This window comes from Psychromonas aquimarina ATCC BAA-1526 (assembly GCF_000428725.1).
Lineage (GTDB): Bacteria > Pseudomonadota > Gammaproteobacteria > Enterobacterales > Psychromonadaceae > Psychromonas > Psychromonas aquimarina.
Map to the genome: position 1 here is coordinate 1 of NZ_AUAM01000068.1, position 10,568 is coordinate 10,568.

The 10,568-nt window shown below is 40.1% G+C and carries 10 protein-coding genes and 1 pseudogene; 2 read left to right on the forward strand and 9 right to left on the reverse strand.

All coding sequences use genetic code 11. The features are described 5' to 3' along the window. The 3 genes from G337_RS26590 to G337_RS0117745 all read right to left on the reverse strand — a co-directional run. Positions 1 to 203 (reverse strand): IS4/Tn5 family transposase DNA-binding protein (locus G337_RS26590; protein WP_037027902.1); only part of this gene is annotated, 203 nt, incomplete at its 3' end. Positions 204 to 346: 143 nt separating this feature from the next. Beyond that, positions 347 to 2,209, reverse strand: coding sequence for a TIGR00341 family protein (locus G337_RS0117740; RefSeq protein WP_028865077.1), 1,863 nt, complete (start codon positions 2,207 to 2,209; stop codon positions 347 to 349). A 128-nt stretch (positions 2,210 to 2,337) separates the two neighbouring features. Then, positions 2,338 to 3,108, reverse strand: coding sequence for a substrate-binding periplasmic protein (locus tag G337_RS0117745; RefSeq protein ID WP_028865078.1), 771 nt, complete (start codon positions 3,106 to 3,108; stop codon positions 2,338 to 2,340). Between the two features lie 363 nt (positions 3,109 to 3,471). Here G337_RS0117745 and G337_RS0117750 point away from each other — a divergent pair, with 363 nt between their 5' ends. Continuing rightward, complete coding sequence (locus G337_RS0117750) at positions 3,472 to 4,230, forward strand: substrate-binding periplasmic protein (protein ID WP_028865079.1); 759 nt, start codon at positions 3,472 to 3,474, stop codon at positions 4,228 to 4,230. A 351-nt stretch (positions 4,231 to 4,581) separates the two neighbouring features. On the opposite strand, the gene G337_RS0117755 is transcribed toward G337_RS0117750, so the two are convergent. The 3 genes from G337_RS0117755 to G337_RS0117765 form a co-directional block, all read right to left on the reverse strand. Next, positions 4,582 to 5,478, reverse strand: coding sequence for a hypothetical protein (locus G337_RS0117755; protein WP_028865080.1), 897 nt, complete (start codon positions 5,476 to 5,478; stop codon positions 4,582 to 4,584). A gap of 99 nt (positions 5,479 to 5,577) precedes the next feature. Continuing rightward, positions 5,578 to 6,012, reverse strand: coding sequence for a hypothetical protein (locus G337_RS27855; protein ID WP_051303365.1), 435 nt, complete (start codon positions 6,010 to 6,012; stop codon positions 5,578 to 5,580). A gap of 111 nt (positions 6,013 to 6,123) precedes the next feature. Further along, positions 6,124 to 6,684 carry a hypothetical protein gene (locus G337_RS0117765; RefSeq protein ID WP_028865081.1) on the reverse strand — a complete coding sequence of 187 codons (561 nt, stop codon included), beginning with the start codon at positions 6,682 to 6,684 and terminating at the stop codon, positions 6,124 to 6,126. A gap of 149 nt (positions 6,685 to 6,833) precedes the next feature. On the opposite strand from G337_RS0117765, the pseudogene G337_RS26600 reads away from it, so the two are divergent. Then, positions 6,834 to 7,995: pseudogene (locus G337_RS26600) on the forward strand (IS110 family RNA-guided transposase). A gap of 766 nt (positions 7,996 to 8,761) precedes the next feature. Here G337_RS26600 and G337_RS0117775 read toward each other — a convergent pair. The 3 genes from G337_RS0117775 to G337_RS0117785 form a co-directional block, all read right to left on the reverse strand. Next, positions 8,762 to 9,400 carry a hypothetical protein gene (locus tag G337_RS0117775; RefSeq protein WP_028865082.1) on the reverse strand — a complete coding sequence of 213 codons (639 nt, stop codon included), beginning with the start codon at positions 9,398 to 9,400 and terminating at the stop codon, positions 8,762 to 8,764. A 124-nt stretch (positions 9,401 to 9,524) separates the two neighbouring features. Next, positions 9,525 to 9,875 (reverse strand): DUF2750 domain-containing protein, encoded by a 351-nt coding sequence (locus G337_RS0117780; protein ID WP_028865083.1) that lies wholly within the window; start codon positions 9,873 to 9,875, stop codon positions 9,525 to 9,527. 212 nt (positions 9,876 to 10,087) lie between these two features. Beyond that, positions 10,088 to 10,568, reverse strand: a 481-nt coding sequence (locus G337_RS0117785; protein ID WP_028865084.1) for a transposase, incomplete at its 5' end; no start/stop codon positions are given.

A 10,568-nucleotide genomic window follows, 5' to 3' on the forward strand; every position in this document is an offset into this window, starting at 1 on the left:
GCAGATGCATCGATATGTTCATTTCGAATAAAGCGGTATGCGCCTTCCATATCAGCGGGGGACTGAGTGATATTCACAAGTGGTTTTCCAGGTTCATTTGCTAAAGTTGAAGCTAATTTTACCAGACGAGCGGTTCGTCTTGGATCACCTAAGTCTGTTTCTCCAAATTGTTTATTTGCCCAATCTAAATGTTTATCAATCATAGTTAACCTCCAATTATTCTTGAAGATCAGATCATAACTTGAAGATTTAGTTCAAAAAAAATCCCCACTAATTACTTAGTGAGGATTTATGTATAAGAGACAGCTGTTCAGCTCCTTTAAGCCAGCAGATTGATTTAATAGGTTTATTCACGGCGAATAATCACCTGCGCTTCCATAATCACCTTACGCCCCAGCTTTGTCTCAATAGCCTGTTTAACGCTGTCCAGATCGACATCAGTCAGTGACGTTGGAGTAACCAGCTGAATTGATAACTGCAAAGGCTCTACGGCACGCGCGCGAATATCTCGAATAGCTGCATTGCCGATAACCTGCCCCTGCAGTTTTTGTACTATTTCTGCTTCATCAGAGAGACGGTTAAAACTCAGCAGCAGCGGAATACTTACCACAATCACCGCAGTAAGTGCGATACTCAGACCTTTTTTAGCACGAGTGAAAGGCGCAAAACCTAACGCTAAAAAGGTTAATGAAGCAGCAAAAACAATACCGGCAAGATTGGTTAAAAACAGCAGTAATGCTCCCCAGGCAACATGAAAATCCAGCCAGCCTAAACCAATACCTGTTACGGCTAACGGGGGCACTAGTGCAACAGCAATGGCCACGCCAGCCATACTTTTCGCCGCACTAATACGGGCGTGCGCATAGGCGCCGGCAACCCCGGAAATAACCGCGACTCCTAAATCTAACAGGCTGGGGCTAAGCCGGTTAGAAATTTCAGGAGTAATGATTTCCATCGGCATTATAAAACTGGCAAATGAAGCAAAACACAGAGCCGTACATAAACCGGTAAACAGCGTTTTTAAACTGCCTGTAAGCAGACCGGCATCCTGCCGGGTTAATGCCATGGCTAATGAGATAATCGGCGCCATTAACGGCGCTAAAATCATTGCGCCGATAATTACCGGCGCAGAGCTGGCGTAAAGGCCGATAGTCGCCAGTAATGTTGATAAGACCATCAGGGTTAAAAAAACTGGTGAGACAACTGCGTTTTCCCGCAGTAACTGATAGAGCTCTTTAAATTCTTCCGTTGCGGCATGTGCAATAAAAGGCAATGGTTTACCGGCCATCGCTGTAACGGCCTCACCTGCAGGAAGGCGAGTGATTTTCCGCTGTTCTTTACTGCTTGGTGCACTCTCGGAAAGCGGCAGATCTTCGCCAGCCAGTAAGTTTAAAACTCTAGGCTCAGACTCTATTACTAATTCAGATGCAGTTTTAGCGCGCCCGTCTATGGTGAAAGAAAGCTTCTTATTATTAGCAACAGTGATCGATTGAGTTTTTACCAGGCCGAGAAATTCAGGCTGCTTTGTTACCCCGCGAAACGGAACAGTAACAAAAAAGAGCAGCATTTCCATTATGCTGCGCGGCGCTAAGATCATGGTATGACACATACCGTCATTGATATGGCTGTCAGATAAAATATTGCCGGGCAGTGAAGAGCCATGGATATGCTCAGCGATCACCACGCCTACAGCGGACGTACTGAAAGAGCCTTCATTAGCCGTGCTGAAGGAGAGTTTCTGCGGTACAAAATCATTAATATGACGAATATTGTACCAGTTTTTTTTCAGCTGTTCCTGCCGGATAGAGCTTTGACCATCCGGCCGTAAATTAAAACCATGACCGAGTACAACAGAGCTTAATACGAGTTCACCATTACAGCGTAATATATCTACTTTTTTGGGCAGAGCATTTTCTGCATCTGTAATCGATTTTTGAAGATCTTTTTGTATACAAAAACCACGTCGAGAATAACCTGCGTCGGGATGTGGTAAAAGTGCCAGGTGCCAGTTACCTTTAACAGCGGCTTCGATAACGGCGGGAGCCTGCTGATCATTTACATAGGCAAAAACCCGACTTTGCGGTGCAAAGCTGACTGCATTTTTAGTTGACCAGACTCGAGGCAATACCGCCTCATTAAAAAGGGCAAGTACAGTGCTGCTGACATGATCTTTTTTTTCTTTATCAAATACTAAGAAACAGTCTTCCATTGTGAGCTCTCTGCTGGAAAAATAAATTTCGTGCTCAGTATGGTAATTATTTGATATTTATGCAACAACTAAGAGAGTGCTGGAAATTATATTTACAGCAAAAAAGAGTAAGAACGGAAGCAGAAGTTCTACAAATGCGAATAGCGCTTCCTTATCGATTCCAACGTCCCGTTTTGTTCAAGTTTCACAAATGCTTTCTGCAGCTTTTCATAAACTTCCCGGGATGTTTTTTTACTTATACCGAAAAACACATCTTCTTCCTGAAGAATGAAAGGATGAATAACTAAACCGTCATAATTCGGATCATTTTGAATCCTGTAAACCATACTGACTTTCTCTTCAAAAAATCCCATTATATGTTTTGCCTTAACCTTGCGTGCACTCATTTTAATATTCTTAACCAACTCGAAGCAGTTCATGAACTGAGAGTTTTTCATTTTATTATTGAATTCGTTCGAATAATGCACATTGTATTGAATGCCGAATCTAATATTCTGAGCTTTTGAAATCTTGATGAAATCATCCAGCTCTTTTATCGGCATATACTGGTTGCCTTCACTTACTACCAGAACCATTTGCGTCTTTCGTTCAGGTCCGATCCAGTTTGCATATTTAGATCTTTCTGCGGTATTACTCATATTCATCATCATATCAAGAGTACCGTTTTCGATATGCTTTAACCCGGCGGCCCAGGATGTAGGTATAAATTTGGCCTTAAAACCAGCTTCTTTTATCAGCGCACCTGCAAGTTCAACATCAAGACCGCTCCATTCCCCTGCATCATCCATGTAATACAACGGCGGGAAATCAGACACGCGTACCTTAATAATATTATCAGTGGAGAAAGCACTTATGCCCGCAGATATAACGATAAATATCGTCAGCAGTAATTTCTTCATCACTATAATCCTATTTCCACATCCCAATAACACTCTCAAAAAGCAACAAAATCAGCTGAACCTGTGTTTATGATCCCGATGCGAGCTGACATCCATGCCGTCAGTTATTTATAACCATTAGGTTAATATGAATATTAGGTGAAGAAGTAAAAAATAACTATATAACCGTTATTAATCGAAATACAAAAGTCAGCAAACCGGAAGATGAACAGATTCTAGGCATAAGGCCGAAGATCTAACGACTATATACGCCCTGCTCCCTGCTTAATCTTTACTCTGAATCACTTGTGGGGATCATAGAGTTATGAAAAGCACATAATTCTACACTACAATTTAAGTCTGGCTTTTGTTAGATAAGTTATTATGAAAAAACTGTTATTAAGTTATTTGTTATTGTTTACACTTTCCCCTGCTGTTCCTGCAGTTGAGTCTATAACTCTTGCCATAGGGGATTGGGAACCATATACGTCCAGCAGAGAGAAAAAAGGCAAAGTACTGGAACTTCTGGTTCAGGAAGCTTTTGAACTGGAAGATATTCATGTTGAATACAAATATTTCCCCTGGAAAAGAAGCTTTGAATATAGCCGCTTAGGGAAATTTCACGGGACATTCCCATGGTATAGAACTAAACAGAGGGAGGAGGATTTCTATATAAATAACGAACCGATACTTATAGAGAAAACAGTTTTTTTTCACTTAAAAGATTCGAAATTTGACTGGTCCAATTTTGATGATTTAAAAAAATACCGAATAGGAGGCACTGTTGGATATTCCATTACTCAGGTACTTGAAAATTCCGGTATAGACGTGGAATATGTAGGAAAGGAAGATTTAAATTATAGAAAAATTCTCTCTTCCAGAATTGATGTTTATCCAAATGCTCTTAATGTGGGATATTATCAGATAGAAATGTTATTTGATGATTCTGAATCAACCAATTTCACTCATCACCCCAAGCCGTTAAATGAAAAGTCCTATTATATGCTGTTCAATAAAGACCTTGCCAATGTCGAAGAACTGGCTGATAAACTTGATTCGGGATTGAGAAAACTCAAGGACAGCGGCAGGTATGATGCGATTCTTTCTACATTCGATTCTAAAATACCGGACCGGAAAGGTTGATGTACAAAGCTAATAATTGACACCATAGCAACTTGTTGAACGAAGCCGCTGCTAATGCAGCCTTAGCTTTAAATTCTGGTGAGTGGTTTCTACATTTTCTATGTCATTATCTGCTCCAGCTGTGATGCTGGTTATTAAAACAGATTAATCACTTAAGGTCGTGTCCGATTTTTGGGGGCCATTTCTCTTCTATATTATCTTTCATAAACAATCCTATTTTCTAGAAACTTAGCACTGGCACATAAACGCTGCGCTAAGCGGACTAAAATAGTGGGTTATAATGTGTAGCGAAGCGAAACTTAACCCACTGTTTTAGTTCCATTTTCAGCGCCTTGTTATGCGCCGCCGTAATTACTGAATTCCACACATGTCGAGAGTGTCAAAGAAATTATCTCCACCACTATAACGGCTTGAAACACAATTCCAATGTTCTTCATAACCGTTAAAATCAGCACATGAAATTACACCATAGTCATACGAAGTGGTTTGTATATATAAATCTAAGTTACTTTGACATAATTCATTAATAGGTTTTATTCGGTTAATTACACCACATGAATTCATTGCTATATCTAAATTATCAAATTTATTGATACCATCAGCTACACAATCCCAACCACCTGATTTATGTACATAATAAATACAGCCCCAAAAATATTCACTACCACGTTTACCTGCAGCTGAATACTTTGCTTTTGACTCTAGGCATAAATCGAATTGTATATTTCCAGTTTTAAAATCAATATCATCATTAACCCATGACTTGGATACATTTTCTGTGGTATAGATATTTTTAATCACGAATACAAACATTTCTTCACCATATGGATTCAATGTCTTAGTTTCATTTGAGTATTCAATATATGCATCATCCAGTTCCCCGTATTCACTTTGAAAGACATCTAATCGATCACTCTCAACGACACCTAGTAACCAGCCTTTAAAAGAATAATCTGTTAAGCTAATAACACTATAATTTATGTTGTCTATTTCGAACTCTTCTACAACATTGGCATCACCAGATAACTTAAAAGATTTACCATATTTTAGGGCTCTAGCCATATACTCAGCTCGATTAGGGATCAATGGAAGACCCTCTACTTTTTCTATCGCTGAGGCTTCACTAGAAGGGCTAAATGATTCTTGAGATTGTTCAATAGACTCGGAGGTATCACTGCCGGACATTACGGTTCTAAGTAGTGCAGACACCAAAAAGATTAATAGTCCTATTTTTAGTGATTTTATCATTGTATTCCTTTAGTTAGATAATATCGTTTTTAAGTAGAATGTAATTTAGATAAATATGTACAGGCTCATACGCCGCAATAAACGGCAGAAAATAGTTGGCTACAATTGTGAGGCACGAACAATAGCCAACTGTTTTATGTCCGATTTAATTGCCTTGTATGAGTTTTTGGCACTTAGCACCTTATCTATTGCTGGATCAGTGTACTTACGCACGGGATCTACCGATTCTTCGTCACCAGAGTGGCGATATTCGCCCGCATCGAAAGCAAGATATACCTCAAGAGGAAACTCTGAGATCGTATTGTCATTACTCTCTAGGTAAGCAGGATCAGTTAAGAATCCATACAACCAATTCATTGCGCCATCACAAAACGAGTAATCATATAAGCCATCCCAATAGTTTTGCGCAACATATTTTGAGAATTCGTGTGCGAATTCATCCAATGAGATTCGACAAGCCCCAGAAAAAGCGATTACCTCTTTTTCGTCAAGGGTACCTTCGCTTGCCTTTTCAATAATAGCTTTAATACTCATTCTCGATTACTCATAACGCTCTCGTTAAACGGCGCTGAAGGCTGGCTTTATTTTTGCGTCTTTTTCTTTTGCAAAAATAATGACAAGCCGTAATGCGCTTGAATGCCCTTGTTAGCTGTACTTTGACAAACCAGCCAAGCCTTGAACTTTAGATTCAATTTCCTCTAGGCTATATTCACTATCCTCAATTATCGGGTCTAAAGTGCCGTCAGTTAAGGCTGTTAGGGTAATTCTATGACGAGATGAGGCATATTGGCCTAAACGTTTTCTTTCCATGCTGTTAAAAACACCTGACTGCATTTCCAATGCAGCTTGTTTATTCTCAAATCGGTAATGATGGATAACAAAGCCATTCTCAGCTTCTTTAATTGATTTGTAGTAACTTGATAAATATTGTGTAATACCCACTTTAATAGATGTCGGATATACCTCACTTTTGGGAACAATTGAAAACACTACGTAACACTCATCTTCAGGGGTCTTTACCTTACGTTTTCCTCGTTTTATTTTGGCTAACAGCTGCTCGTCACTTTCAGAAGAGTAATAGCGAATATTAAGCTCTTCGCATTTTTTACGCAAAGAAGATGTATATGCCTTTTTCTCATCCTCGATCCTTTGAAGCTCACTCGAAATGAGTGTTTGATTTGTAATTAATTTTTCTAAACCACTCAAAAGAATAATCCTAATATAAGTGAAAGTTACGTAACTATCGTGTACAGCTAGACATAATGACTCCCCACTAAGGTGCTAGCCTCCAATTCGTGGGTTAGTTATACCAGAGCCATAATAGTTGTTGTGAAACAAACTAAATGGAGGCTAGCATGAATAACAATAGCATGATTTTCATATGGTTAGACACCCATAAAGACTTTGATAATGTCGCTTATTGCGAAGATGAGAGGTTGAGCAAACCAATTCATCAGGGCCGTATTCCCAATACCAAGCAGGCCATAACAAAACTCATTCGACAACTGCAGTCCAAGTACCCGCATGCAACGCTCCATTTCGTTTATGAAGCCGGTCCCTGTGGCTATTGGCTTTACCGTTTCATCACCAGCCTCGGGCACTGCTGCTATATCGTTGCGCCCTCTTTAGTTCCGAAAAAGCCCGGAGACAAAATCAAAACCGATAAACGCGATGCATTGAAGCTATGTCAGCTGTTAAAGAATAACGAGATTGACCCAATCTATGTGCCCGAGCCAGACGATGAAGCGGTACGTGATTTATCTCGTGCTAGAGAAACCGCAATGAAGGATTTAAAAGATGGGAAATACCAACTTAAAGCACTGCTTCTTCGTAATAATGTCACCTACTCAGGCACGGCCAACTGGACATTACAACACCTGCGCTGGTTAGCGCAGTTAATACTGCCGCACACCTGTCAGCAAATTGTATTACAGGAAATGATCCACACCATTAACGAACGTATTAATCGATTACAACGCCTCGATAATGAGCTGCTTTATCAAGCCAAAAGTTGGCGTTACTATCCCGTTGTGCAGGCACTGCAAGCAATGCGCGGGGTTAAATTAACCGTGGCTGTCGGCATCATTGCTGAACTAGGCGATTTAAAACGCTTTGACCATCCCAGTAAGTTAATGGCTTATCTGGGTTTAGTACCTTCAGAGCACACAACCAGCAGCCACCGGCGACAAGGCAGTATTACAAAATGTGGTAACGGGCGGGCAAGGCGCTTACTGACTGAAGCCGCCCATACCTATAAATTCGCAGCCAAAGTATCAACCGAGATGTGTAAACGACAGGAAGGTTTGCCCCCAGGAAGTGATTGATATTGCCTGGCAGGCACAACTGCGTTTGTGCAGACGTTATCAGCGATTAATGCGGCGCGGTAAAGTGCGTAATGTGGTGGTCATCGCTATAGCACGTGAGTTAGTTGGTTTTATATGGGCAATTGCCCGCGCGGTTGTTTTAGTACCTGTTAACCCGAAGTTAAGAACATCAAGAATTACTACCGTAAAATAGTAAGAGGATAATCATTAAATGACAGTTTATAAGTTAGTACATACGGTCAAGCAACGGATAGGTGTAACCTTCGAGGGCGTTATATCGGCAATAATAGAACATCATTATTGAACCATGTTCCTAGACTGAAGACCGGCACCACGACGTAATAAGCAAGGTAGGATAGGTGGCTGAAAAGTCATAACCCACGAATACCAGCATGAAAACCGTCGACATTGCAGCTTCATCGTATGTATTAACTTTTTACCCGACAACAAACAGCATGGCTTGAAAAAAAAGTTAGATTAAGTGCGGTTTAACTTGACGTGGGGAGTCATACCAACGCTCTCGTTAAACGGCGCATAAGATTGGCTTTATTTTTGCTGGTTTTCTCTTCGCAAAAATAATGACAAGCCGTAATGCGTCCGATTGAACGCTTTGTTAGTTGATTGCTTACTTGAAACAAACAACCAACGCTGATTTAAGTTAAGCGTGTATTCAGAAGTGAAGTGCGTTTGCACCCACCGCCACGACACACCAAACCGATGAATTTGAGCCTTCAATAAAACTCAAATTGGTAAACTACAAACAACTCAAAAGGCGAAAACACACCGTTTAAAAACACCGGACCTTTGAATTTAAAGCCACACCAAGCAACCTAATTTTCTTTTAGATTCGTGGGGGCAACTAACGCCCCTGTTAAGGCGCAAAATATTGTTGGCTAAAATTGAGCGCAGCGAAAATAGCCAACTGTATTTTGTCGCACTTTAACGGCTTGTTAGCCTAACTACTCTATAAAGTGAACAGAATTAATAAAGCGATTAACTATTTCTTTGCTAAGTAAGTTTTTCCCTTCTGGTGGAGATGAAAAACTAAACTGATACATATAGTTACCTCTAGGAACCACCATCATAATAGATCTAGTATGGAATATTGTCCCTTCTTGGTTTTGAACTGTGTAACGCGCCGAAAATCGAGCGGCATTTATTCCATCAAGTTCAAAATCAGTAATTGGCTCTAAAAGCTCAAATTCTTCAAACAACTTTTCAAGAAATGGTTTAATAATGCCAAGTATTTGAGATGCTGTTGCACCCTTCACTTTACCGAGTGGTCTGACAAGAACTTGTATACTTGGGTTTAGTGATTCATATGGTTCGGGGTACATTGTTGCAGCAACAAGCGGAGCTGATGCGAGATTTTGAATTGCATCTTGCATTTGTTTATCTTTTAATTTTGCAGTCGCACGACGCTCTGCAACTACTTCGTTATTCATAAAGTGCCACCCTTCAGGGATCTCTAACTCAATGCGAGCCATATTACTTTTAAAAAAATTAGGTTTGCTACCTACATCTGAAATCACTTCCGCTGAAATAGCAGATGATATAGTGATTAAAGTCAAGATAACGAAGGTAAAAAAACATTTCATAGTAGATTCCATATTGGTAGGCTAACGCCCCTGTTAAGGCGCAAAATATTGTTGGCTAAACTTGAGCGCAGCGAAAATAGCCAACTGTATTTTGTCGCACTTTAACGGATTGTTATGTAACTATTTAACGGTGAAATTCGACATTGTCTATAACATCTTTTGGCTCAAAATCGTAGCCTGTGACTGACACTCCACTCCAATTCACACCAATAAGTAAATTATGTTCGCTTAAATCGGGAGCCCATACTGCGATAAAGTCATTCCAAGAAAGTTCTTCGGGTTCAAATGCTGAATATTCTGGTGCAGTTTTTATTATTTTCTGAACTCTACTCAAACTAGACCAAAACGGCATAGCTCTTCTGCCATCAGATTTAAGTGGAGCTGGATTTCCACCAGAATCTCGGCAAGTCCACAGCTTTCCATTTTTAGCAACATCTTTGTAGAATGTAGCTGCTTGTGATGCAGATTGTCCCATCGTATTTCCTTATGTACTGTTACATAACGAGGCTGTAGAATTACTCATTTTCAGTCAGCACCCAAAAATACAAACACAGTAATTTACATTTGCTTGATATTCAATAGATTATTCTATTTTGGATGACTGATTTATTGAATTGAGGTGTAAAACTGATGGTGAGCTTGTAGGGGGAGTAATATTCGGGCTGATGACTATCAATTAGTCCATCTTCAATGCAGGCTGGCTCTTAACTTTTCAATATTATGCACTAAACAATACATCTGCCATTGCGCATTCACTTTCTCTTGTCCACGCAGTGTAAACTTGTTCATGCCTTTATTGACCGTAATATTACCAAACACAGGCTCTATCGCCCCCAGTCGTTTACTGTACTGCCGTCGGCCAGCTCCGCTATCTATTTTCACGCGCATTTTATCTGTATAAGAGACTGGCTTAACTCCTTTATTTATTAAAAACTGCACTTGCCGCCCTTGCTTACCCACTGCTTTTCTCATACATTGCAACTGTAGCGGACAGGCTCGACAGTCTTTTAAATGCCCGGCAAAACGAATATATTGCCGATGGTCGGTTTCAATCTGTTTAACGCTTAGCCACATCTTTTTTCCTGCCGGACAACGACACGTTAACGTTGACTTATCAAAGTAAAAATCTGCTGAAGTAAATAATTTAGGTTTACCTTTTTGACGTTTC